This window comes from Ruegeria sp. AA6, assembly GCF_056542865.1.
In genome coordinates, this window is the sequence record NZ_JBQGAN010000001.1 from 474,203 (window position 1) to 499,975 (window position 25,773).

At 56.9% G+C, this 25,773-nt stretch carries 25 protein-coding genes; 15 read left to right on the forward strand and 10 right to left on the reverse strand.

The features are described from left to right. Window positions 1-153: 153 nt before the first annotated feature. From ACR0LN_RS02170 to guaA, 3 genes are all read right to left on the reverse strand, one after another. Window positions 154-1,287, reverse strand: coding sequence for an OmpP1/FadL family transporter (locus ACR0LN_RS02170; protein WP_480427477.1), 1,134 nt, complete (start codon window positions 1,285-1,287; stop codon window positions 154-156). 124 nt (window positions 1,288-1,411) lie between these two features. Continuing rightward, on the reverse strand, window positions 1,412-2,314 hold the full coding sequence (locus ACR0LN_RS02175; RefSeq protein WP_480427479.1) for a DMT family transporter: 903 nt from the start codon (window positions 2,312-2,314) through the stop codon (window positions 1,412-1,414). A 97-nt stretch (window positions 2,315-2,411) separates the two neighbouring features. Then, window positions 2,412-3,971: a glutamine-hydrolyzing GMP synthase gene (gene guaA, locus ACR0LN_RS02180; RefSeq protein ID WP_480427481.1), complete on the reverse strand. Its 1,560-nt coding sequence runs from the start codon at window positions 3,969-3,971 to the stop codon at window positions 2,412-2,414. A gap of 81 nt (window positions 3,972-4,052) precedes the next feature. Between guaA and ACR0LN_RS02185 the strand changes: the two genes are divergently transcribed. Further along, window positions 4,053-4,490 carry a GNAT family N-acetyltransferase gene (locus tag ACR0LN_RS02185; protein WP_480427483.1) on the forward strand — a complete coding sequence of 146 codons (438 nt, stop codon included), beginning with the start codon at window positions 4,053-4,055 and terminating at the stop codon, window positions 4,488-4,490. Between the two features lie 8 nt (window positions 4,491-4,498). On the opposite strand, the gene ACR0LN_RS02190 is transcribed toward ACR0LN_RS02185, so the two are convergent. After that, on the reverse strand, window positions 4,499-5,200 hold the full coding sequence (locus ACR0LN_RS02190; RefSeq protein ID WP_480427485.1) for a DUF2270 domain-containing protein: 702 nt from the start codon (window positions 5,198-5,200) through the stop codon (window positions 4,499-4,501). 155 nt (window positions 5,201-5,355) lie between these two features. On the opposite strand from ACR0LN_RS02190, the gene ACR0LN_RS02195 reads away from it, so the two are divergent. Continuing rightward, window positions 5,356-6,900: a trimethylamine methyltransferase family protein gene (locus tag ACR0LN_RS02195; protein ID WP_480427487.1), complete on the forward strand. Its 1,545-nt coding sequence runs from the start codon at window positions 5,356-5,358 to the stop codon at window positions 6,898-6,900. Here ACR0LN_RS02195 and ACR0LN_RS02200 read toward each other — a convergent pair whose 3' ends face one another. Continuing rightward, entirely contained in the window at window positions 6,901-7,200 is a 300-nt protein-coding gene (locus tag ACR0LN_RS02200; RefSeq protein ID WP_480427489.1) for a DUF6477 family protein, read from the reverse strand. Between the two features lie 241 nt (window positions 7,201-7,441). On the opposite strand from ACR0LN_RS02200, the gene ACR0LN_RS02205 reads away from it, so the two are divergent. After that, entirely contained in the window at window positions 7,442-8,551 is a 1,110-nt protein-coding gene (locus ACR0LN_RS02205; protein WP_480427491.1) for a DUF6456 domain-containing protein, read from the forward strand. A 44-nt stretch (window positions 8,552-8,595) separates the two neighbouring features. Further along, window positions 8,596-9,519: a hydrogen peroxide-inducible genes activator gene (locus ACR0LN_RS02210; protein ID WP_480427493.1), complete on the forward strand. Its 924-nt coding sequence runs from the start codon at window positions 8,596-8,598 to the stop codon at window positions 9,517-9,519. A gap of 47 nt (window positions 9,520-9,566) precedes the next feature. Here ACR0LN_RS02210 and ACR0LN_RS02215 read toward each other — a convergent pair whose 3' ends face one another. Continuing rightward, window positions 9,567-10,115, reverse strand: a complete 549-nt coding sequence (locus ACR0LN_RS02215) for a redoxin family protein (protein ID WP_480427495.1) — start codon at window positions 10,113-10,115, stop codon at window positions 9,567-9,569. 265 nt (window positions 10,116-10,380) lie between these two features. Here ACR0LN_RS02215 and lipA point away from each other — a divergent pair, with 265 nt between their 5' ends. Next, the gene (lipA, locus tag ACR0LN_RS02220) at window positions 10,381-11,331 is read left to right on the forward strand and encodes a lipoyl synthase (protein ID WP_480427497.1); all 951 of its coding nucleotides are present in this window, start codon (window positions 10,381-10,383) and stop codon (window positions 11,329-11,331) included. Beyond that, window positions 11,328-12,485: an amidohydrolase gene (locus ACR0LN_RS02225; protein WP_480427499.1), complete on the forward strand. Its 1,158-nt coding sequence runs from the start codon at window positions 11,328-11,330 to the stop codon at window positions 12,483-12,485. Before lipA ends, ACR0LN_RS02225 begins: the two co-directional genes overlap by 4 nt. On the opposite strand, the gene hpt is transcribed toward ACR0LN_RS02225, so the two are convergent. Then, complete coding sequence (hpt, locus tag ACR0LN_RS02230) at window positions 12,472-13,014, reverse strand: hypoxanthine phosphoribosyltransferase (protein ID WP_480427501.1); 543 nt, start codon at window positions 13,012-13,014, stop codon at window positions 12,472-12,474. The two genes, ACR0LN_RS02225 and hpt, sit on opposite strands and share 14 nt — an antisense overlap. A 72-nt stretch (window positions 13,015-13,086) precedes the next feature. On the opposite strand from hpt, the gene ACR0LN_RS02235 reads away from it, so the two are divergent. After that, a complete protein-coding gene (locus ACR0LN_RS02235; protein WP_480427503.1) occupies window positions 13,087-13,533 on the forward strand; it encodes a type II toxin-antitoxin system RatA family toxin in 447 nt (148 codons plus the stop codon). A 37-nt stretch (window positions 13,534-13,570) separates the two neighbouring features. Then, the gene (locus tag ACR0LN_RS02240) at window positions 13,571-14,866 is read left to right on the forward strand and encodes an MmgE/PrpD family protein (RefSeq protein ID WP_480427505.1); all 1,296 of its coding nucleotides are present in this window, start codon (window positions 13,571-13,573) and stop codon (window positions 14,864-14,866) included. On the opposite strand, the gene pyrC is transcribed toward ACR0LN_RS02240, so the two are convergent. Beyond that, window positions 14,863-15,900 carry a dihydroorotase gene (gene pyrC / locus ACR0LN_RS02245; RefSeq protein ID WP_480427507.1) on the reverse strand — a complete coding sequence of 346 codons (1,038 nt, stop codon included), beginning with the start codon at window positions 15,898-15,900 and terminating at the stop codon, window positions 14,863-14,865. The two genes, ACR0LN_RS02240 and pyrC, sit on opposite strands and share 4 nt — an antisense overlap. 135 nt (window positions 15,901-16,035) lie before the next feature. Here pyrC and ACR0LN_RS02250 point away from each other — a divergent pair, with 135 nt between their 5' ends. Further along, window positions 16,036-16,944, forward strand: a complete 909-nt coding sequence (locus ACR0LN_RS02250) for an AAA family ATPase (protein ID WP_480427509.1) — start codon at window positions 16,036-16,038, stop codon at window positions 16,942-16,944. Next, entirely contained in the window at window positions 16,944-18,200 is a 1,257-nt protein-coding gene (locus tag ACR0LN_RS02255; RefSeq protein WP_480427511.1) for a vWA domain-containing protein, read from the forward strand. Before ACR0LN_RS02250 ends, ACR0LN_RS02255 begins: the two co-directional genes overlap by 1 nt. 3 nt (window positions 18,201-18,203) lie before the next feature. Here the strand turns inward: ACR0LN_RS02255 and ACR0LN_RS02260 are convergent, their stop codons facing one another. After that, window positions 18,204-18,704, reverse strand: a complete 501-nt coding sequence (locus ACR0LN_RS02260) for a hypothetical protein (protein WP_480427513.1) — start codon at window positions 18,702-18,704, stop codon at window positions 18,204-18,206. Window positions 18,705-18,937: 233 nt separating this feature from the next. Between ACR0LN_RS02260 and ACR0LN_RS02265 the strand changes: the two genes are divergently transcribed. The 5 genes from ACR0LN_RS02265 (at window position 18,938) to ACR0LN_RS02285 (ending at window position 24,859) form a co-directional block, all read left to right on the forward strand. Continuing rightward, window positions 18,938-19,906 (forward strand): XdhC family protein, encoded by a 969-nt coding sequence (locus tag ACR0LN_RS02265; RefSeq protein WP_480427514.1) that lies wholly within the window; start codon window positions 18,938-18,940, stop codon window positions 19,904-19,906. Next, window positions 19,903-20,901, forward strand: coding sequence for a molybdopterin-binding protein (locus ACR0LN_RS02270; protein ID WP_480427515.1), 999 nt, complete (start codon window positions 19,903-19,905; stop codon window positions 20,899-20,901). The genes ACR0LN_RS02265 and ACR0LN_RS02270 overlap by 4 nt, the downstream gene beginning before the upstream one ends. A 139-nt stretch (window positions 20,902-21,040) precedes the next feature. Further along, window positions 21,041-21,526 (forward strand): (2Fe-2S)-binding protein, encoded by a 486-nt coding sequence (locus tag ACR0LN_RS02275; RefSeq protein ID WP_480427516.1) that lies wholly within the window; start codon window positions 21,041-21,043, stop codon window positions 21,524-21,526. A gap of 81 nt (window positions 21,527-21,607) precedes the next feature. Beyond that, window positions 21,608-23,974 carry a xanthine dehydrogenase family protein molybdopterin-binding subunit gene (locus tag ACR0LN_RS02280; RefSeq protein WP_480427517.1) on the forward strand — a complete coding sequence of 789 codons (2,367 nt, stop codon included), beginning with the start codon at window positions 21,608-21,610 and terminating at the stop codon, window positions 23,972-23,974. Between the two features lie 93 nt (window positions 23,975-24,067). Next, window positions 24,068-24,859, forward strand: coding sequence for an FAD binding domain-containing protein (locus ACR0LN_RS02285; protein WP_480427518.1), 792 nt, complete (start codon window positions 24,068-24,070; stop codon window positions 24,857-24,859). 38 nt (window positions 24,860-24,897) lie between these two features. Here the strand turns inward: ACR0LN_RS02285 and ACR0LN_RS02290 are convergent, their stop codons facing one another. Next, window positions 24,898-25,743, reverse strand: coding sequence for a MurR/RpiR family transcriptional regulator (locus tag ACR0LN_RS02290; RefSeq protein ID WP_480427519.1), 846 nt, complete (start codon window positions 25,741-25,743; stop codon window positions 24,898-24,900). Between the last annotated feature and the right edge of the window lie 30 nt (window positions 25,744-25,773).

The window sequence follows — 25,773 nt, forward strand, 5'->3', positions numbered from 1 at the left end:
CGACAGGTGGAATGTCACTGTGAGATGCGCTGGTCAGGAATTTCCCGCGGAGTGTGGCCCAAACGCAATGAGAACGAAATCGGTGGTAAACAACTAATTTGTAACAAAAAACCCCGCCGAAAGACGGGGTTCCTTGATTGAGTAATGCTTTGGTTAGCCCAGAGAGTAAGTGATCTGGAAACCAACGCTCCAGGCGCTGTTGCCGCTGAACTCTCCACCTGTGGTGGTGGTGGCATCGCCGATATCCGTGTACCTTACACCACCGGAAATCTGCGCTCGTTCAAGTGAATAGGTTCCACCAACCCCAAGGCTCCAAAAACCATCCGTCGGGCCAAGGTTTGTGACTTCTGAGCCGGTGGAAGTTTCATATCCAGCCGTCACGGCGCCCGAGAACTCTTCCGAGAACTGATAGCCAAGACCCAGAGAATAGGTGAAAGTATCATCTGCGTAGTCGACGAGGTTATCACCTACGATGTCGACATAGTTTGGCGGTGCAAACACAGTTTGCGGCCAATCCACCCACCGGATTGAACCAAACAACAATGTTTTGGGCGCTACACCAGTTTGGAAGTCCAAGTTGATGGATTGAGGTGATTCAATTTCAGTCTCGGTGTCAGCTGTGACCAGTACTGCACTCGGTGGGAATACAGGCGGTACGACATTGAAAGATTCAGTCTGGGAGATGTCGTGCGTGATCTTTGAGTTGTAAGTCAGAGACACCCGCGCGGCGATTTCTGGCTTCTCCCACGCGACGCCGACGACATATCCGAATGCGATATCAGAATCTGTGTCGACTTCGTATCCGAGAGCGGCGGGTACGGCTACGTTGGCCTTCAAGCGTTGCGCGCGCAGACCACCGATGGCGCTGAAGCCACTGTCGAACTTGTACCGAAAAAGTGCAGTGATCGCGTCAACATCTGCTTCGGCACGCAAGACATCTGTGCGCCCACCAAACGGCGTTGTCGGGTTGATAGACAACGGGTAGTTTGACGGATATTCGATATCCGCGCCGAATGGTTCATCATAGATCAACGCAAAATCCAGCTGGTCGGAAAAAGCGTGTTTATAGGCCAGGTGCGGGGTGAAGAAATCTTTGGCGACGTTGCCTGAGTCTACACCGTCCTGGCTGCCGCTTACGTCCGGCGACGTGTATCCCAAGCGGAATTGAACCACCGAACCTTCTTCGAACAGAATATTAACTCCCTGTCCGCTGCGATCCAGGCCGCCTGCATATGCACTGGTTGCCCCAACGCTCAAAACGCACGCCTGTAAAAGCGCTTTTTTCATTGTGTCCTCCCTAAAGGTGTCTTTCAGGCCAGATCCCGTTTTCGAGTGGTTAAGATCAACCTGCCTTGCGGTGCTCGATACTTTCTTAACCCGTGTTTAACCGTCAACCGGTGACGGTGCGTTACTACTGGCTAGAGTGACGGGAATCTGTTGCCAAACTGTTACGATTTTCGGCCTGAACGTTCAGAAAAATACCAGAGAAGATCACAACCGCGCCCAGAAGGGTCCAGTGATCCAGTGGCTCATGGTACAGAATCATTCCCACCACGGCGATTGTGGGCAGGCGGGCAAAGTCGAACGGAACGACCACTGTTGCCGGGGCAATCGCCAGCGCGTTGGTGATGCAATAGTGCGCCAATAGCCCTGCTAATCCCACAAGCAGCAAGAAGGGGGCGGATTTTAGTGTCGGCAGCGTAATTTGGCCGTCCGCCCCGGCGGCGATTAGGCCAAGGACCGCCTGCATAACAGTTAGCCAAAATAATATACACCCGATGCTGGCAAACTGAGTTAGTTTCTTGGTGGAAATCGTTGTTAGCGCGAAGAAAACAGCGGAAAGAGCGGCCGCTAACACGCCCGCATTCATGGGAACAGCTCCGGGCCGGGCAACGATTAGTATACCAGCGAATCCTATTAGTGCAGACAACACACGGACGGGCGTTAACCGTTCTCCCAACAGCAAGGGTGACAAAAGGATTACCCAAATTGGCTGCGTGAATTCCAGCGCGAAGACTTGTGCCAATGGTATGACCGAGACCGCATAAAACCACAGGTTCTGACCGGCGAAATGCATCAGGTTTCGAACGCCGTGCAAGCCTATCCGGTAGGTGGAAACCTGATGCCAGTTTCGCGTCAGCGTCAGAATCAGCGCTACGACGCAGATGCCTACGAGGCTGCGAAAAAACATGATTTCGAATGTGTCATGCGTAACGCTCAGCTCACGACCCGCTACAGCCATGGATGAAAAGGAGGCAATCGCCCCCGTCATCCAAAGTGCGGCCTTGCCGATCTGCGGTTTGCTGCTGTCCATGTTCTTGCCTGCGGGAATCGCGGATTTCTTGATGGAAACCTTTGGGTTTCTGGCAATAGTTAAACAAAAAAGCCGGGACTGTGCCCGGCTTTTTACGTTATTCCCACTCGATTGTTCCCGGAGGTTTCGAGGTAATGTCATAGGTGCATCGGTTGATGCCCTTAACCTCGTTGATAATGCGCGTTGCAGTTTCGCCAAGGAATTCGTGGCTGAACGGGTAATAATCAGCAGTCATTCCATCAACGGACGTCACGGCACGAAGGGCACAGGCATAATCATAGGTGCGCCCATCACCCATTACGCCCACGGTTCGAACCGGAAGAATCGCCACAAACGCCTGCCAGATGTCGTCATAGAGTCCGTGTTTGCGGATCTGGTCGATGTAAATCGCGTCCGCCTCGCGCAGAATCTCTAGCTTCTCGCGCGTGATCTCACCGGGGCAGCGGATCGCAAGGCCGGGACCGGGGAAGGGGTGACGGCCGATGAAGCTTTGCGGTAGCCCCAGCTCCCGGCCCAAGGCGCGGACCTCATCCTTGAACAACTCGCGCAGGGGTTCGACCAGTTTCAGGCCCATCTTTTCCGGCAGACCGCCCACATTGTGGTGCGACTTGATCGTTACTGACGGACCGCCCGAGAACGAAACCGATTCGATCACGTCAGGGTACAGCGTACCTTGGGCCAGGAACTCGGCACCTTCGATGGTGTCGGCGTGTTTCTGAAACACGTCGATGAACAACTTTCCGATGATCTTGCGCTTGGTCTCGGGGTCGGACTGGCCGTCCAGTTCACCCAGGAACAGGTCGCTTTCATCCGCGTGGATCAGTTGGATGTTGTAGTTGTCGCGGAACATGCCGACGACTTCTTGCGCTTCGTTCTTGCGCAGCAGTCCGTGGTCCACGAACACACAGGTCAGCTGATCGCCAATCGCCTCGTGGATCAGGATCGCCGCGACCGAGCTGTCGACGCCGCCGGACAGGCCGCAGATGACTTTCTTGTCACCGACCTGTTCACGGATCTTGCGGATCATCTCATCGCGATAGGCACCCATGGTCCAATCGCCGTTGAACCCGGCAAGTTTCACGAAGTTCTCGTATAGCTTCGCGCCCTTGGGAGTGTGGTGCACTTCGGGGTGGAACTGCACTGCATAGAAGTGACGGCTGGTGTTGGCTGTGATCGCATAGGGCGCGTTGGGCGAGGTGCCGAAAACCTCAAACCCCGGAGCGATTTCGCTAACGTGGTCGCCATGGCTCATCCAGACTTGTTCGTCACCTTCTTCGAACCAGCCGTCCAGAATGTCCAGCTGACCCTTCGGAGTCACAAAGGCGCGTCCGAACTCGGCGGTGCCGTGGCCGCTTTCGACCTTGCCGCCCAGTTGATGCATCATCACCTGTTGGCCGTAGCAGATACCAAGAATCGGCACGCCATAGTCGAAGATTTCCTGCGGGGCGCGGGGCGATCCCTCACGCGTGACGCTGTCCGGCCCGCCCGAGAAAATAACGGCCTTGGGTGCCATCTCGCGCACAAAGTCCATCGTGACGTTCTGGTAGGGGTGGATTTCGCAATAGACATTCAATTCGCGCAGGCGGCGTGCGATCAACTGCGTTACCTGGCTGCCGAAGTCTATGATAAGAAGGCGGTCGTGGGATGTCTGGCTCATGACTGGCTCTTAGGTCGCGCGGCAGTTATGTGCAAGCGTTATGAAGGCGTTTTGCGTCAGATGTAGAAGGAGTTCGGATCAATGACCGCTGTTCGTTTCGTGAATGCGACACAAGACGATGTCCAGGCGATCACCGATTGTATTGCTGCCGCCTATGCAAAGGCGCGCGAATCCATCGCCGATCTGCCGGACGTAACTGCAGGTGTAGATCATGAAATCGCCGATCATCAGGTGGTTCTGGCCTGGACCGAGGCCGGGTTGGGCGGTGTAATCATCTATTCTCAGTCAAACGATACGCTGAAAGTGATCAATCTGGCCGTGTCGCCGCAATCACAAGGGCAGGGGATTGCCGGGAAGTTGCTAAAAAATGCTGAAGACGCCGCCCGTCGGAACGGATGCACATACATGGTGTTGCGGACGCACTTGATGATGCGGGATACCCGTGCGATCTATGCTCATCTTGGCTGGCGCGAAACTGAAGTTGCTGGAAATTCAGTCACCATGATCAAAGACCTGTAGAACTGCATTCAGCCCATTGATTCAGACTTTGCGCTGCCACGGTGCGACGCGCGGCGCCCGTCCACCCGGTAGCTCCAGATCGCGATCACTGACCAGCACACAATGTAGAAAACACCGGTAACAATCAGCGCCTCACCGGGGATGGGGCCGACATCGGCCCGGTCGATAGCTTGAGCAAAACTCTCAACCGGTGACGGGTGGACCGAGAGTTTAACGCCGAAGGCCAAGCTCTGGATTAATAGAATCCACAAATAGTTTCTGCGGATTCTGCGCCCGATCGCGATCATCAGGCTGACGTGATAGCGTGGGTGCAGGTAATCTTCGGCCAATACCTTCTGCCAGTTCTCCTCCATATGAAGATCGCCGTCATATAGCAGGGGGGCATAAAAGTGTGTTTCCAACCATCTGGCTCGGGCGCGCCATACGTTGAAATATCGATAGCGGCGGGCTTCGAGCATCAGGAACAGGATGATCAGAATGCCAACAAGTACCAAAGGTAAAGGTGACGACTCGGGAGAGGAAAAGGATATAGAAAGCGCAACGCCCAACGTCACAACGGCCCAGTTTGTTGTCGTGTCCAACCGTGTACGCCAAATGGTGCTGCGGTAAACCTCACCTCGGTACAGATGTGCAACAGCACCAATTTCGGCGGCATCAAGGGTTTTGCGCTCAAACTCGGGCGGCGGCGTCGCCTGATTTTCGGTCGTCATCGTGTTATCATGCCCGGACAGGGCCGACCGGTCAAAGTCTTAGAGCTACCTTATACATGTCGCTTTTACCCCCAGAGCGCCGTAAACCATATGCAGATACCCTGGGCGCTCCTGTAACAAAATGATCAATCTAACCAACCACACGGGATTTTCTCATGGCAGAGGCAAACACCCGGCGCAGGGCAAGAGGTGGCGGTGGCGCTGCCCGCCGGGCCGAACGCACCGCAGTTCGCATTGAAACCGCGAAATACATCGAACGGAATATTCCGAATTTCGAGGTTCTCAACGAAGAAGCGCTGGAAATCATCGAAGCCAACGCGGAAACCATTCTGGCCGAGGTCGGCGTCAACTTTGTTGACAACCCGGGCGCATTGCAGCGGTGGAAAGACGCCGGTGCCGACGTCGACGGAGAACGCGTTCGCATTCCGCGCGGTCTGGCACGCGAGCTGATCAAAACTGCGCCCAGCCAGTTCACTCAGCACGCCCGCAACCCCGAGAAATCGGTTGTGATCGGCGGTCGCAATCTGGTTCTGGCCCCGGTCTATGGCCCTCCGTTCGTGCGCGATGCGCAGGGTGGACGTCGCTATGCGACCATGGACGATTTTAACAAGTTCGTGAAACTGGCCTATATGTCCAAGTGGTTGCACCACTCGGGCGGGACCGTGTGCGAACCGACCGACGTTCCGGTGAACAAGCGTCACCTGGACATGCTGATGGCGCACATGACCCTGTCGGACAAGCCGTTCATGGGCTCGGTCACCGATCCCAGCCGCGCGCAGGATTCGGTTGAGATGTGTGAGATTATGTTCGGCAAAGAGTTCGTTCAGGAAAACACTGTCATGACCTCGCTGACCAATATCAACTCGCCGATGACGTTCGACGACGTAATGATGGGATCACTTGAGGTTTACGCGCAAAACAACCAAGCCTGCATCATCTCGCCCTTTATCGTTGGCGGTGCGATGGCGCCGGTTTCGGTTGCGGGTACGCTGACACAGGTATTGGCCGAGGTTCTGACCGGTGTTGCATACAGTCAGATTGTTCGTCCCGGCGCCCCTGCGATCTTTGGTGCCTTCGTGTCGTCAATTGACATGAACTCCGGCGCGCCGACCTTTGGTACGCCAGAGGCGTCGCTGGTCACCTATGGCGCGGGTCAACTTGCACGGCGTCTGAACCTTCCATTCCGCTCGGCTGGTTCGTTCTGTGGCTCGAAACTGCCTGACGCACAGGCCGCGTACGAAACTGCGAATTCGCTGAACATGGGGCTGATGTCTGGCGTGAACTTCATGCTGCATTCCTGCGGTTGGCTGGAAGGTGGTCTGGTTGCTGACTTTGAAAAATTCGTCATGGATGCCGATCAGCTGGGCGTTCTGCACGGATTGGCCAAGGGCATTGCCGTTGACGACAATGCTCAGGCCATGGATGCGATCCGCGAGGTGGGTCCTGGCGGCCATTATCTGGGCTGCGCACATACACAGGCCAACTTCAAAGAAGCGTTCTGGAAAAGCGAAGTGCTGGACTATAAGCCCTACGAAACATGGGAAGACGAAGGCGGGCGTGACACGCGTCAGTTGGCTTCGGCGCGGGTCGAGCATCTGCTGGCCAACTACCAGCAACCGCAACTCGACCCTGCAATCCATGCCGCGCTCAATGAATATATTGAGAAAAAGAAGGCATCCATGCCGGATGCGTTCAGCTAATTACTGATATTGCGAGGCGCGGCTGGCCTGAAACAGTTGCGCTTCGCCCAAAAGCGCGATCAGCAGGTCCAGATGACGGACCAGAGAATAGGCTGCGTCTTCCTCGACACGCTGCTCGTTAACCTCTCTTTCCATTTCCAGAAGGCGCATCAGCGCCGCCCCCGTTCCGGGCAGTGATCCGTATCCGAGAATGCGTTGCAAATGCCGGTCCCGATCATAGTCCTGCGCGCCATGTTTTGCGGCACGTGCCAGCAGTCGAGGACGGCGTAGGGTGGTAATCATGGTCATCAGGTCCTGCATTCCGGGGATCCTTTGTGAGAGTGAATGTCCCCGAATGTGCTGCACAACCTAAGCGGGCGTTGCCTTGACTGGGTTCTCGCCGAACTCTGACTTCATGAGTGTTTATGTTTTTGAATCAAATCTGGTGCTTGTCCTCGCAGGTTAACGAACGAGTAACGAAAGCGACTCTAGTTAGAATTGGTTAACAAATTTACCGGGGGCGATTGGGAACAGATTGTTTTGTCTACGAGGTCAAGGAACTATGGAAAATAACATGGCTTTCACCATTCCGGCTTGGGTGCCTGAGGGGGCGCAAAGATACCTCGCCCACACAGAGACCGGCCAATCGATCCGTGATATCGCGCGATCCGCCGGGTGCCATGCTTCGACCATTCTCAGGCAAATCAGGCGGATCGAAACGCGTCGGGATGATCCGTTGGTGGATGCCGCGTTGCAATCCTTGGCCGAGACTCATTTTGCTGATCCCGCCAGTGCTGCCCACAACACATTTGCAGCCACGAAAGAAGAAGAAGCGGCTGCCAAGGATGAAGAGTTCAACCGGGAAGCCCTACGCATTCTGCGCCGATTGTGCGAAACAGGCGCAGTGCTGGCCGTCGCGGAAGAGATGGACAAGGCTGTGGTGGTGCGCGACTCGGGTGATGGTGGAACGACCAGAACCGCTGTGGTCGAGTGCAGTATTGCCCAAGCGCTGGCTCTGAAGGACTGGATTTCCTGCGACAATCCGGGGCGTATTTCGCGGTATCGTATTTCGTCGTCAGGCCGGTCGGCGCTTAGCCAATTGGTCGCTGATGCGGAAAACAAAGCGCGAGCTCGTAGTGAATTCGGGATGGCCGAAGCGCAGGCATCTTTTCAGGCGCAGTTGATGCCGGGAAAAGGTGGGGCCAACACGAATGATCGTCCAAAGCGTGTTCGCTACGGCGTAGCTGAAAGCCCTCTTATCGCGTTGGCGCGCAGGCGGGATCGGGACGGCAAGCCGTTTTTGGACGAAACGTTGGTGGCAGCGGGGGAACGACTGCGTGAGGATTTTGAGCTGGCGCAGATTGGCCCTCAAGTCGCGCAGAATTGGGATCATTTCCTGACAGCCGGGGGACGCGGCAGCTTCGGAAGCGAGGCGCATGGTGGCCGCGGTTCATCAGATGCGCGTGACCGCGTGGCGCAAGCGTTGTCGGATCTCGGGCCGGGGTTGAGCGATGTAGCGCTGCGATGTTGCTGCTATCTGGAAGGGTTGGAACTTGCCGAAAAGCGCATGGGGTGGTCGGCTCGTTCGGGCAAGATTGTCCTTCGGATCGCATTGCAGCGACTAAAACGGCATTATGAGAGCCAGTCGGAGAGAAACCGACTGATCGGGTGATATGTTTAGGTTGCGGAAGCCCTGCCAAGTGATAATCAGGGGTTATGAATTTCACCCTTAGACAACTTCAGTATTTCCGGGCTGTCGCGGAACAGCGCAATTTTGGCCGGGCTGCGCAGGTCTGCCATGTGTCTCAGCCCGCTTTGTCGGTTCAAATCAAGGCCCTCGAGGAAAACCTCGGCGGCCCGTTATTCGAACGTAAGGCCCGAGACATCTTGCTGACACCACTCGGGCGCGACGTACTGGATCATGCGCGCGAGGTTCTGGGTGCAGCAGACCGGCTGGATCAGTTCGCACGGGATCGTTCGGGCGGGCACAGGTCTTTGTCGATTGGGATAATCCCAACGATTGCGCCATATCTGCTGCCTGGCGTTCTGGCTGGATTGCGTACCTCGGACGTGTCACTTCGGGTGCAGGTGCGAGAAGCCAGAACAGAGCGTTTGCTGACAATGTTGCGTGCCGGTGAAATCGACGCTGGTGTCGTAGCCTTGCCAGCCGGAGGCAACGAACTGTTCGAAGTTCCTCTGTTTCAGGATCGGTTTCTTCTGGCTGGAAGCGCTGCCCGGTTGAAGGGGATGACGACCAACCCCGAAGTTCTGCGCCCACTGGATTTGCAGACCGCACAGTTGATGTTGCTGGATGACGGCCACTGCTTGACCGATCAGGCGCTTGAGGTCTGCGGTCAGGACAGAAGCAGCGGGTTGATCAATATGGGCGCGTCCTCATTGGCGACCCTATCGAGGCTGGTGGCCGAAGGGTTTGGTCTGACGCTTATGCCCGAATTGGCTGCTCGGGCTGAATCCGAGGCTGTACCGGGATTGCAGTTGATGCGCTTCAGTAAACCTCAACCGGCGCGTACAGTTGGCTTGGTACGGCGTGCGTCGACTGGGGGTGAGGACTGGTTTGACGGCCTGGCCGAGGTCATCCGGCAGGTTGGCGAGGGTATAGTTTCCGCAACCCGCGCTTAAAAAAGACCCGCCAGCGGCGGGCCCTTTGTGTTCGATTGAACGAAAGCTTAGGCCAGAGCCGGCTCTTTCGCTTCGTCCAGGTGTTTTTTCAGGTTCTCAGGAGAGGAAACACCATAAGGATCTTCAGGGCAGTTATCCATCAGGCCGGGCTCTTCAAACCATGCTTCGACCACGCCGTTGTCAACGATGGCCGCATAGCGCCATGAGCGCATGCCGAAACCCAGATTGTCCTTGTCGACCAGCATGCCCATCTTGCGGGTGAACTCGCCCGAACCGTCTGGAATAACCTTCACGTTTTCCAGACCCTGATCCTGCGCCCATTTGTTCATGACAAAGCTGTCATTGACCGACATGCAATAGATGTCGTCGATACCTTTATCCTTGAATTCGGCATAGCCGTTTTCAAAACCCGGCAACTGGTAGGTCGAGCAGGTGGGCGTGAACGCACCGGGCAGCGAGAACAGGATCACGCGTTTACCGGCAAAGTAATCTGCGGTGGTTTTATCTTCCCAGCGGAACGGGTTGGGGCCTTCGACGGCCTCATCACGGACACGGGTGTGAAAGGTTACGTCAGGCAGTTTGGTACCGGATTTCATATTCATGTTCCTGTGATTCATTTGTGAACTTCGCGTGATTTAAAACAGTTCTAAAAATGCTTCAATGTGATTTGTACTGCGATTGCAAAATAGGTTGTCAGACCTTTAAGTGAGCGCGGTTTAAGGGTTTTATCGCTATCAATCAGGGCTTTATTCTGCGTATGCATGGTGCGCTGTTATGGCAGGTATGCACGGGTGGTGTAGCTATGGGCGACTGTGTATATTATATGGAAGCATAATTGACCCAAAGTCAGGAAAGCGAACCGTGCGTGATCTAAAGATCCCCGAACAACGACATCCCGAAAAGGCGCATCGTCAGGACAATGCGCAGCCGAAAAAGCCGAAGTGGATTCGCGTAAAAGCGCCCGGCGGCAAAGGGTATGCCGAAACGCACAAAATCATGCGTGAAAACAATCTGGTCACTGTCTGTGAAGAAGCCGGGTGCCCAAATGTCGGCGAATGCTGGAGCCAGGGCCACGCCACCATGATGATCATGGGTGAGATTTGTACCCGCGGTTGTACCTTCTGCAACATCGCCACTGGCCGCCCGGATGAGTTGGACGCCTTCGAGCCCGGACGCGTCGCGCATGCAGTGCAGAAGCTGGGCCTGAACCATGTGGTCATCACCTCTGTCGACCGGGATGATCTGAAGGACGGCGGGGCAGAGCATTTTGCGCAGACCATTCGCGCGGTGCGTCACCGTTCGCCGAAAACAACGATCGAGATTCTGACGCCGGACTTCCTGAAATGCGACCCCTCGGTTCTGGAAACCGTGGTCGAGGCCAAACCGGACGTATTCAACCACAACCTCGAAACCGTTCCCGGCCTTTATCCCGAAGTGCGCCCCGGCGCGCGATATTTCCACTCGCTGCGGCTGCTGCAGCGGGTCAAGGAGTTGGACCCGTCCATCTTTACCAAATCCGGTATCATGGTCGGTCTGGGTGAGGACGAACAGCAGGTTCGGCAGGTCATGGACGACATGCGTGCCGCCGACATCGATTTCCTGACTATCGGTCAGTATCTGCAGCCTACGCCGAAACACCACGGCGTTGACCGCTTTGTCACGCCCGAGGAGTTCGCGTCTTACGAGAAAGCCGCCTATGGCAAGGGCTTCCTGATGGTCTCGGCTACGCCGCTGACCCGGTCGTCCTATCACGCAGGCGATGACTTTGCGCGCCTGCGCGATGCACGTCAGAAGAAGTTGGAACAAGGGTGACACCAGAGGTCATCGAACGGCTGATCCGTCTGCGCCACGAGCTGCATCAAACACCGGAACTCTCTGGTCAGGAGCAGGCGACGGCTGCTCGCGTTGCCGAAGAATTGCAAGCGCGCGGCGTCAGTCAGGTTCTGACAGGCATCGGAGGGCACGGCGTGGCAGGTATCTATGACAGCGGTGAGCCCGGAGCGACCGTTGCCATCCGATGTGAATTGGATGGATTGCCAATACAGGAAATCTCGGGCGCGGCATACAAGTCGCGGGCTCAGGGCAAAGGTCATCTGTGCGGCCACGACGGCCATATGACGATGGTTTTGGGCGTGGCTGATCATCTGAGCCAAAGCCGCCCGCAATCAGGTCGCGTAGCGCTGATTTTCCAACCCGCCGAGGAAACCGGGCGGGGTGCAATTGCCTATCGAGCAGACCCGAAGTTTTCTGAAATCGCACCGGACTATGTGTTCTCGCTGCACAATTTGCCGGGCTTGGCGTTGGGGGAAGTTGAACTGTGCGCTGGTCCCGCCAATTGTGCCTCGCGCGGCATGAAGGTTGCGCTGACGGGTAAGACTTCGCACGCATCGGCTCCGCAAGATGGCTTGTCGCCAGCAACGGCACTGGCGTCCTTGATGCCGAAATTGGCAGCGCTCGGAAAAGGTGGACCTTTGGACGCCCGTTTCGCACTGACCACCGTCACACATGCCAATTTAGGTGAGCCGACCTTTGGTGTGGCCCCCGGAAAGGCCGAGCTTTGGGTAACTTTGCGCACCGTCGCTGATGATCGCATGCTCAGCTTGGTGGATGAGGCCGAGGCTTTGGTAGCGCAGGTCGCCTCTGAACAGGGTTTGGATTTTGGAATAACCTATGACGATGTGTTTGAGGCCTGCGTAAATACACCCGAGGCCGTCGAAATCCTGAGCGAATCCTGTTTGAAAGCGGGTGTTGGCTGTAATGAGACGCTAACTCCGCAGAAGTTTTCAGAGGATTTCGGACAGTTTGGCAAAGATGCAAAAGCCGCGATGTTCTGGCTTGGGGCGGGGGTCGAACAGCCGCAACTACACAACCCCGACTACGATTTCCCAGACGCGCTGATCCCGGTCGGAACCGGGATATTTTTGGCTGCAATCGAGCAGGTGCTCGGGCCGCTTATTCCCCGGTAAAGCGGACTTTGCCAATAAAGGGCAGATTGCGGTTGCGTTGCGCGTAGTCAATGCCATAGCCCACGACGAACTCATCGGGGATCTCAAACCCGATCCAATCTGACCGGAAATCAACCTCACGTCGGCTTGGTTTGTCCAACAAGGCGATGGATTTCAAACGCGCAGGCTTACGGCTTAACAGCAACTTGGTCACATGGTTCAGCGTGTGCCCGGTGTCGACGATGTCTTCAACCACAAGAACATCACGCCCTTCAATTGCGCCGCGCAAGTCTTTGAGAATGCGCACTTCGCGGCTGCTTTCCATCGAATCGCCGTAAGAAGATGCCTCAAGAAAATCTACCTCGATCGGTAGGTCCAGTTCACGCACCAGATCAGCGATGAAAACAAAGCTGCCGCGCAGCAAGCCGACAACGATCAATTTATCAGTATTACCGAATTCGGTGGTGATCTCACGACACAGTTCCTCAATCCGGGCGGCGATGGCCTTGGCCGAGATCATCTCATCTATCACATAAGTGCGGTCAGTCATCACAGCCCCCTTGATCTTTGGCGCGCAACATACGAAATCACGCGCCATTGTCACCTGTTAATACCGGACGCCATGCCTACTCATTCGGAAACCCGTCACCTGCCGTATACAGCTCAGCAGATGTACGACTTGATTGCGGATGTGGCGAAATACCCTGAATTTCTGCCCTGGTGCGCCGCCGCCCGTATCCGCCGTACCTATGCCGCAGGCGAGGCGCAGGTGTTGGAGGCGGATCTTATCATCTCGTTCAAAGTGTTCCGCGAACGGTTCGGCAGCCGGGTGACGCTATTTCCTGAGAAGATGAAGATCGATACCGAATATCTGGACGGCCCGTTCAAATACATGAAATCCGATTGGCAGTTCGAAGACGCAGCCGAGGGTGGGTGTAACGTGTCCTTCCACGTGGATTTCGAGTTCAAGAACGCCATCCTGCAAGGCATTATTGGCGTCGTCTTTAACGAGGCCATGCATCGGATCGTGCAAGCTTTTGAAACCCGCGCGGCGGAATTATACGGCTAGGTCTTTACCCGCGAATGCCGGGCGTTAGACTGCGCCCATGAATGATTTCTCCAATTCTCTGGCTGGGTTCGCCGCAGGACCGATTGAGACGACTATGCAAACGCGAGTCGTTACCTCTCTGTCTGCTTTGGACTGGATCGCTGTTGGGCGTGCAGGCGTTGCTGAGCCGGTCTCAAAGGCCGTTCGTGATCTGGTATTAGGCGAAGAAGGTGCCGCGCAAGCTCATCTGTTCGGCGGTGGAGCGGCCCCATTGCGAGGGGCGGCTTTGGTCAACGGAACCGTGTCACATGCCCTGGATTATGACGACACGCATTTTGCCCATATCGGGCATCCTTCGGTGGCTGTGCTGCCAGCAGCAATGGCGCTGTGTGAGTGGGATGATCGCATTCTTGTCGATTTCCTTGAAGCCGCGCTGATCGGGATGGAGGTTTCGATCCGCGTCGGGCTTTGGCTGGGTCGCGACCACTATCAGGCGGGTTTCCATCAGACTGCGACGGCGGGCGCGTTTGGGGCCGCTGTCGCGGCAGGACGTGTACTTGGTTTCGACGCCGTTCAGATGAACAAAGTTCTGGGTCTGACAGCAACCCGCGCGGCGGGTCTCAAGGCGCAGTTTGGGACGATGGGCAAACCGTATAATGCGGGCCTGGCGGCGTCTGCGGGGGTTGAGGCTGCATTGCTGGTTGCCAAAGGATTTGAACCGAATAGCAGCGCGCTCGAAGGGCAATTCGGTTTCGGCGCGACACACAAAGGGGAAGCCGATGCTCAAACGGCATTGGCCGGATTGGGTGAAGAATGGCTGTTCGAAAGCGTCAGCCACAAATACCACGCCTGCTGCCACGGCCTGCATGCCGCGCTTGAGGCCGGGCGCGATCTGGATATTGCCGAACCCGAAGTGGCTGAGATCAAAGTGAAAACCCATCCACGCTGGATGAGCGTGTGCAACCAGATGTCTCCATCGACAGGGTTGGGTGCCAAGTTTTCATATCGCACTGTGATCGCCATGCAGGCGCTTGGGTACGATACGGCACTGCCCGACAGTTACACGGAAAAGGTCTGCGCTGATCCGCGCCTAAACTCGCTGCGTGACCGTGTCGCGGTTGAGGCAGATGAAACGTTGACCGAAACGCAGGCGCATCTGACCTTGTTGCGTCGGGACGGTGCACGGCTTGAGGCGACGCATGACTTGTCGGCACCCATGTCACTGGCAGACCGCGAGGACCGCGTGCGCGGGAAAGCCGCCAAGCTGATCGGAAGAGACGAGGCGGACGCGATCTGGTCGATGCTGCGCACCGGAGGCCGCGTCCGCGATCTAGCTGCAAAACTGGCGGGTTAAACCACGCGCCAGTGCAGTGGGAAGCCCGGCTCGAACACTGTCACCGGGCCGTCGCCTGTTTCGATTTTGCTGGGGTATTCGACAGGGTCGCCCTTGGTCAGGGTGATCGTGTCTTGGTTCACGGGCAGGCCATAGAACGCAGGCCCGTTCAGCGAAACGAAACCTTCCAGCTTGTCCATGGCACCTTCACGATCGAACATCTCGGCGACCAGAGACATGGTATTCGTCGCGGTGAAACAGCCAGCGCAACCACAGGCCATTTCCTTGTTGTCATCGGTATGCGGCGCACTGTCGGTGCCAAGGAAGTACCGTTTGTCGCCCGACGTGGCCGCTTTCAGCAGCTCCAGACGGTGTTCTTCGCGTTTGGCGACGGGCAGGCAGTAGTAATGCGGCTTGATCCCGCCGACCAGAATGTGGTTGCGGTTGATGATCAAGTGGTGAGCCGTGATGGTCGCACCCAGATCCGTTTCGTTGGACTTCACATACTCAACGCCATCTTTAGTGGTGATGTGCTCCATCACCACGCGTAGACCCGGGGTCGCCTTGCGGATCGGGTCCAGAACGCGGTCGATGAAAACGGCCTCTCGGTCAAAAATGTCGATCTCGGCATCGGTGACTTCGCCGTGGACGCACAGAGGCAGACCAATCTCGGCCATTTTCTCCAAAACGGGACGGACGTTGTCGAAATTCCGCACACCGGAATGCGAATTGGTCGTTGCACCTGCCGGGTACAGCTTGACCGCCTTGACCAGACCGCTTGCGTGGGCGGCTGCCATATCTTCGGGGTCAGTATCTTCGGTCAGGTACAGGGTCATCAGTGGCTCGAACGTCATATCTTCGGGCAAAGCGGCCATGATGCGGTCGCGATAGGCGGCGGCCTGATCGCCGCGAACGACGGGCGGCACGAGGTTCGGCATGATGATCGCGCGGCCAAAATGACGCGCGGTTTCAGGCAGTACGGCTTGCAACATAGCGCCATCGCGCAGGTGCAGGTGCCAGTCGTCGGGGCGGCGGATCGTGATGCTATCGGTCATGGGGCCTCCGCTAGCATACAGGCAGCGCGTGCGAAAGACCTTGTCAACATTCCTGATCGCCGTACGTCAATGGCAGGCGCAGTCTTGACGCGCGCGCGCCACCGTGACCTGTTGGTCCAAGGGAGAGATTTGTAAATGACACAGCCGGACACAATTGATGCCGTTCAGAAAATGCTGGGCGCACAGGGTTATGTCTGCGGGCGGGCATTGGCCACCGTGGTCTTCTTGTCACTAAAGCTTGGTCGTCCGTTGTTTCTGGAAGGCGAAGCTGGTGTTGGCAAAACGGAGATCGCCAAGGCTCTTGCCTCGGGGCTGAACCGGCGTCTGATCCGCTTACAATGCTATGAGGGGTTGGATGCGTCCTCGGCCGTGTACGAGTGGAACTTTCCGGCGCAGATGGTGGCGATCCGCACGGCAGAAGCGGCGGGCGGCGCGGATCGGGGCGCGTTGCAGAATGAACTGTTCTCGGATGAATACCTGATCGAACGCCCGCTGTTGCAAGCCATGCGCCCGGATGGAAACGGCGCGCCGGTCCTGCTGATCGACGAATTGGACCGCACCGATGAACCGTTCGAAGCCTTCTTGCTGGAAGCGCTCAGCGATTTTCAGGTCACGATCCCCGAATTGGGAACGGTGCAAGCCCCCGAACCGCCAATCGTCATGGTGACCTCGAACCGCACGCGCGAGGTGCATGACGCCTTAAAACGTCGTTGTCTGTATCACTGGGTGGATTACCCGGATTTCGACCGCGAGATCGAAATCCTTCACGCTCGCGCGCCCGAGGCCGCCGAGGCACTCAGCCGCGAGGTGGTGGCCTTTGTTCAAAGGCTGCGCACGGAAGACCTGTTCAAGAAACCGGGCGTGGCCGAAACGATAGACTGGGCCAAATGCCTGCTGGCACTGGACGTGATCAACCTCAGCCCCGAAGTGATCGGTGATACGCTGGGTGCGATCCTGAAATACCAGGACGACATTCAAAAGCTGCAAGGGTCCGAGGCAAAGCGGATACTGGATCAAGCCAAAGCTGACCTGGAACCTGCTTAATGGCCAAGCAACTGTCGCTGGACATTCCCAACGATCCAAAGCTGGCGCAAAACATCACTCATTTCGCCCGCGCGCTACGCAAGGCCGGGTTGCCCATCGGAACTGGGCGCGTCATTGATGCCATACGCGCCGTTCAGGCCGCAGGTTTCACCGAACGGCGGGATTTCTATTGGACCCTGCATGCCTGTTTCGTGAGCCGTCCCGAACATCGCACAGTGTTTGCGCAAGTGTTTCGCCTGTATTGGCGCGACCCGCGATACTTGGAACATATGATGTCCATGATGTTGCCCGCGATCCGGGGCGTGCAGGAAGAACGCAAGGCTGATGCAGCAGAAAAACGCGCGACCGAGGCTCTGCTGGACGGCGTTGAACGCGAACTGCCCAATGTGACCGAGCAGGAAGACGACACAGAGTTGGAGATTGATGCCTCACAAACGGCATCCTCGGAGGAAAGGTTGCGAAGCCTGGACTTCGAGCAGATGAGTACAGCCGAAATTGCGCAAGCCAAACGCATGCTTTCTCGGTTGGCGCTGCCGGTGAACCCGATCGAATCCCGGCGCGGCCAAGCCAGCCATTTGGGCAGCAGAATCGACCGCGCCCGGACTTTGCGCGCGGCGATGCGTCAGGGCGGAGAACTGCGCGATATTGCGCTCCTCAAGCCCAAACCGCGCTGGCCGAACCTTGTGGTGCTGTGCGACATCTCGGGGTCGATGAGCCAGTACAGCAGGATCATTCTGCATTTTCTGCACACAGTTTCGAATGCCAAAGGGGCCGGTTGGGCCAAGGTTCATGCGTTCACTTTTGGCACAAGGCTGACCAATATAACCCACCATCTGCAGCAACGTGATGTGGATGCGGCCCTAGCTGCTGCAGGGGCCGAGGCGCAGGATTGGGAGGGGGGAACTCGGATCGGCGAATGCCTGCACGCGTTCAATCGCGACTGGTCGCGGCGGGTCATGGGGCAGGGGGCGGTGGTACTGTTGATCTCGGACGGGCTGGACCGCGGTGACCCCGAGGCGTTGGGGAAAGAGATGGAGCGTTTGCACCTGTCCGCGCGCCGTCTGATCTGGCTCAATCCACTGCTGCGCTGGGATGGTTTCGCGCCCAAGGCACAGGGCGTGGCGGCGATGCTGCCGCATGTCGACAGCTTTCGCGCGGGTCATTCGATTGCGTCGCTGGAAGATCTGGCCGCCGTCATCTCGAAGCCCGACGACGTGGGTGAGAAAGCGCGGCTGATGACCGCGCTTTCGGGCTGAACCTCAGCTCAGCTGTTCTTCATTGCACTTGCGGGCCATTTCCATGGCCTTGTAGGTGCCGGTCAGATCGACGGTGAAGGCAAATTCTTTCTCGGGGAAAACTACCATCACCTTTTGTTTGGCAATATCGTCCGCGAACTGAGGGTCATCGGACAGAACGTATCCGCCTGAATACCCTTTCGTGATGTTGCCCTTCATGCCTGTGGCTTCACCAAGATAGACGTTGTCGCCCAACAGGATCGCCACGGCTTCCTTCTCGCCGCGTTTGATATCCGTCTTGGCCTTGGTGAAGACGCCCACATAGCCAACGCCCCGATCTTCGGTCAGGCCCATCTGAACCACGTTTTCGGCGTCATCTACTGCCTCGATCAGGCAGGACTTCTTGTCCTGGTCGATGAAGACTTTCCAGCCCTCAACCTCACCATAACGCAGGAAACTATCCGCGCTGACCGCTGTCGAGGCCAGCAGGCCCATTGCCGTTGCGAGTGTAAAAATGCGTTTCAAGTCTCTGTCTCCCTTGTGAAAAATAAATATGCGCATACTGGAATGCGGTATGAGCGCGTGTAGGCTAGAATCACGTATGCTGACAATCAATCCTTTGCGTAAACGGTGGCAATCCGGGCTAATTCGTGCCGAGAGCCTCTTTTCTTGAACTTGCTTATGTGGTTGTTGGCACCGGTTCCTTTTCATCCTGTCAAACCTGCTTATGTTGGTTCAGAACATGCCCGGAGGGTTCTATGGACAGATTCGACAACAGCCCCGAAACGGCTTTGCGGTGGTATCGCGAAGGCAGGCCGACAGCTTTGGCCACTGTTGTCGAAACATGGGGCAGCGCTCCGCGCCGCGTTGGTGCGCAGTTGGTCATTGGCGGGGATGGTCGGATCGAAGGATCAGTCTCGGGCGGGTGCGTTGAAGGCGCTGTCGTGGTTGAGGCGCTGGAGGCAATCGACGAAGGCGACGCGCGACTGTTGGAGTTCGGTGTCAGCGACGAAGATGCGTTTGCCGTGGGGCTGGCCTGTGGTGGCACTATTCGTGTCTTGGTCGAGCCGGTAGGCAACGTCCTGCCCGAACGAATGCTGCAGGAACTGGTCGATGCGCGCGCGCAGCGTGAACCCATAGCCTATGAGGTGAATATCGAAACCGGCCACAGAGCGCTGCGCCGCAATGCCTACCCGGACCGGCTGCGCATGGATCGTTCGGGGTTCGAGGAAGACGGGCAGACTTTCGTGGCAGTTCATAACCCACCGCTGCGGCTGATCATTGTCGGAGCAGTTCACATTGCGCAGGCGTTGGTGCCCATGGCAAGGATTGCGGGTTATGATCCAGCCATCGTTGACCCCCGCGATGCCTTTGCTTCGAGTGCACGTTTCCCCGGTGAAACCATCCTGACAGACTGGCCAGACGAAGCGGTCGCCAAGCTTGGTATGGACGCGCGCACGGCGGTCGTGTTGTTGACACATGACCCCAAGTTGGATGATCCGGCGTTACAATCCGCATTGCAGGCTGGAGTGTTTTATATCGGAGCTTTGGGCTCGACGCGCACCCACGCCAAACGTGTGGCACGGATGAAAGAGGCTGGTTTTACCGACGCTCAGATCGCGCGAATTCACGGCCCCATCGGACTGGATATCGGCGCTGCGGACCCTTCTGAAATAGCGGTGTCCATTCTGGCTCAGATGACCGCAGTGTTGCGAGGCAAATCGTGAAGTTTGGTCCTGTCCCCGTAGATCAGGCCGCTGGTGCCATTCTTGCCCATTCCGTGCAGGCCTGTGATGCCAAGCTACGCAAAGGTATTGTCCTGACAACTGAACATCAGGCGCAATTGACTTCGGCTGGGTACAATACTGTCACAGTCGCCCAGTTGGAGCCCGGAGATTGCCACGAAGACAAAGCGGCCGGGATGTTGGCCAACGCTCTGGTTCCAGACCCAGCAGCCGCAAACCTAAGAGTGACGCAGCCGTTTACCGGCCGCGTGAACCTGCTTGCCGATGGGCCGGGCGTAGCGGTTCTGGATGTAGCCGCGCTTGAGGCGTTCAATCAGGTTAACCCGATGATTACGGTCGCCACTGTGCCGCAACATCAGCAAATGGGCGCTGGCCAAATGGTCGGAACCATTAAGGTCATATCCTATGCCGTGCCCGGTGCTGACGTGATGGCAGCCTCTCGTCTGGCTCAAGGGGCAATTCGCCTGGCTACACCCGTCTATCAAAAGGCGGGTTTGGTGGTGACCGATATTCCCGGTGGGCCTCCGAATGAAAAAGGCATCGCTGCGATTGGCGGGCGCGTTGAAGCCTTGGGGATGGAGATGAACGACATACGCATTGTGCCCCATCAGGCCGATGCGCTTTCTGCGGCACTTGGCGAAATGCAGGGTGATGTGCTGATGATCTTGACCGGCTCGGCCACTTCGGACGTGGCAGACGTTGCACCCGAAGCGGTACGCGCTGCCGGTGGGCAGGTGGATCGGTTCGGCATGCCCGTCGATCCGGGCAACCTGTTGTTTCTTGGCTCGCTCGGGCAGCGCCCGGTGATCGGCTTGCCGGGATGCGCCCGATCTCCGGCGCTGAACGGGGCGGACTGGGTACTGTCCCGCGTCGCATGCGGCATCGAAACAACCGGCGCGGACATTGCCGGAATGGGTGTGGGTGGCCTGCTAAAAGAGATCCCGACGCGTCCGCAACCCCGTGCTTCGCGCCGATAATTTGCCTTTCGAAGTTGCCGCTATACCTTTGAAGACTGTCCAAATGCCTTCCTAGTTAGCGCGCTAAATATTTTTGTTCTCAAACAAAAAATCCCGTGTTTAACTCGGGCCAGGGAGAATTTCATTTTGGGAGGAGCCAATGACACAGGTCTCAATGACTGTGAACGGAAAGTCCGTGAGCGGTGATGTCGAGGGCCGGACATTGCTGTCCAGCTTTCTGCGCGACCATCTGCACCTGACCGGCACACATGTGGGATGCGACACCGCGCAGTGCGGCGCGTGTGTTGTGCATGTGAATGGAGAGGCGGTCAAATCCTGCAACATGCTCGCGCTTGAGGCCGATGGCGTCGATGTGGGCACCATCGAAGGTCAAGCCGCAGCAGATGGTTCGCTGAACACGATCCAGCAGGCGTTTCAGGACCACCACGGCCTGCAATGCGGCTTCTGCACACCGGGCATGGTGATGAGCGCAGCGGCGTTGCTCAAGGACAATCCGCGCCCGACCGAGGCCGAGATCCGTAAGTACCTCGAAGGTAATCTGTGCCGTTGTACCGGCTACCACAACATCGTCAAAGCGATCATGGCCGCATCCGGTCAGGACGTTAGCAGCATCGCTGCCGAGTAATGCCGCTGCGGGCGTGAGAGGAGGCGCCCGTGGAATGAAAGGGATGCACAAAAGCACCCGATAATGGGAGGAGAACAAGCAATGCCCAAAGACAGTGGCATCGGAGCCAGTTCAAAACGGCGCGAAGACGTGCGCTTTCTGACCGGAACTGGAAAATATACTGACGATATTGCTTTGCCAGGTACGACCTTTGCAGCTTTTGCGCGCTCGACGGTCGCTAATGGCGCAATAAACTCCGTAAACACGGCTGAGGCTGAGGCGATGCCCGGCGTTTTGGCAGTATTTACAGGAGAAGATTTCGCAGACGTAGGTGGAAATCCCGCTGGCTGGTACATCGAAAGCCGGGATGGAACCCCAATGAAAGAGCCCAAGCGTCCGGTGCTTGCGCACGGCAAAGTCCGCCATGTTGGTGATGCATATGCCGCGGTGGTCGCCGAAACCTATGAACAGGCGCGCGCGGCCGCCGAGGCGATTGATGCAGACATAACCGAACTGACGGCGATTACCTCGACCGCACAGGCACTGTCAGAAGGTGCGCCACTGGTTCACGATGAAATTGAAACCAACCTGTGTTTCGATTGGGGCTGGGTCGAAGACAATCGCGAATCCGTCGATGAAGCAATCAGAAATGCGCCTCATGTCACGACCCTGGAACTGGTCAACAACCGCCTGGTTCCCAACGCAATGGAGCCGCGTTCCTCGATTGGTGATTACAACCCGGGAACCGGTGACTATACGCTGTATTCAACCTCTCAAAACCCGCACCTTACTCAACTTCTGATCTGTGCTTTCGTTCTGGGAATTCCGGAAAACAAGCTGACTGTCATCGCACCAGATGTTGGCGGTGGTTTTGGCTCTAAGATCTATCACTATGGTGAAGAGGCGTTAGTACTTGCCGCAGCCAAAAAGCTGGGGCGGCCGGTTAAATGGACTGCAGAACGTTCGGAGTCTTTTTTGACCGATGCACATGGACGCGATCATGTAACCAAGATCGAGATCGCCTGCGAAACGGACGGAACGTTTGTGGCGTTCCGTACCGAAACGCAGGCCAATGTTGGTGCTTATTTGTCGAATTTTTCGACGGTGACGCCGACGTTTCTTCACGGCACCTTGATGGCGGGCAACTACGCCGTGCCCCATGTGTACGTGAATCTGAAAGCGGTCTTTACGAATTCGGCGCCAGTCGATGCCTATCGTGGCGCCGGTCGCCCCGAGGCGACCTATTCCATCGAACGTGCGATCGACAAGTGCGCGCGCGAGCTTGGGATGGATCCTTTCGAAATTCGCCGCAAGAACTTCATTAAACCCGAGCAATTCCCATACACGACGCCTGTCGGGTTGGAATACGATACCGGAAACTATGAGGCCTTGGTGGATAAGCTGGAGGAGATCGGCGATCTCGCCGGTTTCAAAGCACGGCGTGCGCAGAGTGAAGCCAATGGCAAGCTGCGTGGATTGGGTGTGAACTGCTATATCGAAGCCTGCGGCATCGCGCCTTCAAGTCTTGTTGGCGCACTCGGAGCCCGGGTCGGACTGTACGACGCTGCGACTGTTCGTGTGAACGCGACTGGGAACCTGTCTGTTATGGTTGGCGCGCACAGCCACGGGCAGGGCCATGAAACGGCGTTTGCGCAGGTCGTGGCGGATATGATCGGCATTGATGAGTCGATGGTCGAGATTGTGCATGGTGATACATCGAAGATACCATTCGGCATGGGTTCGTACGGTTCGCGCTCGCTTGCGGTATGTGGCTCGGCCATGGTGAAAGCGACCGAAAAAGTGATCGGTAAGGCCAAGAAAATCGCAGCCCATTTGCTGGAAGCTTCCGAGGCCGATATTGAACTGAAGGACGGCAAGTTCAGCGTCGCGGGCACGGACAAGTCAATGGCTTGGGGCGATGTGACCCTGACAGCATATGTTCCACACAACTATCCGTTGGATTTAGAGCCGGGGCTTGAGGAAACCGCATTCTACGATCCGGCGAATTTCACTTACCCTGCGGGTGCCTATGCCTGTGAGGTCGAAGTTGATCCCGAAACTGGTCAAGTCACCATTGAGAAGTTCACGGCTGCAGATGACTTTGGCAACATTATCAACCCGATGATCGTCGACGGTCAGGTTCATGGCGGAATTGGTCAGGGCATCGGTCAGGCGCTGTTGGAAAACTGCACCTATGACGAGAATGGTCAGCTGCTGAGTGCATCCTACATGGATTACGCCATGCCCAGGGCCGATGACGTGCCGTTTTATAGTGTTGACCACTCCAGCCAAACTCCCTGTACGCACAACCCTCTGGGTGTGAAGGGCTGTGGAGAGGCTGGGGCAATTGGGTCTCCTCCAGCGGTTGTAAATGCGGTTCTGGATGCGCTGAATTCAGGAGGCAAGTCGGTCGATCATATCGACATGCCCTTGAGCCCGGCGCGCGTTTGGGCGGCGATGAACAGTTGAGTGGAGAGGGCGGACCGGGGGCCAGCCCCGGACCCCCGGAGTATTTCCAAAAGGATGAAGAGCTGAGGAGTGCTCTTTGGAAAGGAAGACGAAATGTATAATTTCGAGTTTGAAAAGCCCTCGACCATTGCTGATGCGGTTGCCGCTTTGGAGGTTGAGGATGCTCAGGCCCTTGGGGGCGGGCAGACGTTGATCCCCACGTTGAAGCAGCGCTTGGCGGCACCTTCCAAGTTGGTTTCGCTGGGTGGTATTGCCGAGATTAAAGGCGTCTGCGTCAATGATGATGGCTCGGTGTCCATCGGTGGCGCAACGACCCACGCCACGGTGGCATCAGAAGCAGCGGGGAGCTATCCCGCATTGGCGGCTCTTGCGGGGCAGATCGGTGATCCGGCGGTGCGCAATCGTGGCACGCTAGGTGGCTCTGTCGCCAATAATGATCCTGCGGCCTGTTATCCGGCGGGTGTGTTGGGATCCGGTGCGACGATTATCACCAATACGCGCGAGATCGCGGCAGATGATTTTTTCGAAGGGATGTTCAGCACTGCGTTGGACGAAGGCGAAATCATCACTTCGGTTCGGTTCCCCGTGCCGCAGGCTGCGAGTTACCAGAAATTTCTGCAGCCCGCGTCTCGGTTCGCTTTGGTCGGGGTTTTTCTGGCGCGTTTTGCAGATGGTGTACGTGTTGCTGTCACCGGGGCCAGTGAAGACGGCGTCTTCCGCTGGACCGAGGCCGAGGAGGCGTTGAATAAAGAATTCCGCGCGGATGCGCTGATGGGTTTGCGTATAAACCCAGCCAACATGATTGCCGATCTGCACGGCAGCAAGGACTACCGGGCGCATCTTGTCGGGGTCATGACCAAGCGGGCGGTTGACGCCTGTGTTTAAACGATGATTTGCGAAGCCCTGACCTTGTGTCGGGGCTTTCAACTGCGGCGCAATCTTGGTGGTTTTGAGGGCTGCCAATAGGCCCCGGTATCTTCACGCGCTTTTTGGTATGCATCCGTTCGTTGGCGTGCCGCGTCGCCTCCGGCGTCGAATAAGTGGCCCAACAGGCATTCCAATACGGCCATTGCGCCGGTAAAGCAGGCAAACGGGTGCAGGGCGCGGGTACTGACCGTAAAGGCGACGTCGGGTTCGACCCCCGGCGCAATCACGTCGCTGTCGGAAATCAAGACGAGGCGCATTCCTCTTTGTTTCGCGAACCGCATCGACTGGATGGTATCAGCAGAGTAGGGATGAACTGTAATGGCCAGCAAGCAATCCTGATGGTCGGCATCCAGCAGATCGTCAGTGGCAGACCCCAAGTGACGCGGCACCAATTGCACGCCCGGATGGGCCATGCGACCAGCGTACGAGAAGTAGTAGGCCAGCGCATAACTGGCGCGTGTTGCGGTCACAAAACATCTTTTGGATGAGGTCATGTGCTCGACGGCCTTGCGTACATTTTCAGGCTTCATCAGGCGCAAGGACCGCGCGACAACGTTCTGTTCGTTCAGCGCCAGTTTGGCTTGCGTATTACTGAAGGCGTCTTCAGTTTGTAGAGAGGCCAACCAATCCTGCCCCAAATCATTTTCCCGATCTGTTACCAACGCGTTGCGGAAAGGAGCGCGGAATGCTTCAAAACTGTCAAAGCCCAGACGTTGCGCGAGGCGTACCAGTACATTTGAGCTGACGCCTATTTTGGCGGCGGTCGTTCGGATCGGGTCCAGACCGAAATCTCCTGGATGGTCGATAACGTACTTTGCCGCTGCCTGTAGGGCCGAAGGCATCTGGCCGATTTCCTGACGCAGACGCGTGAT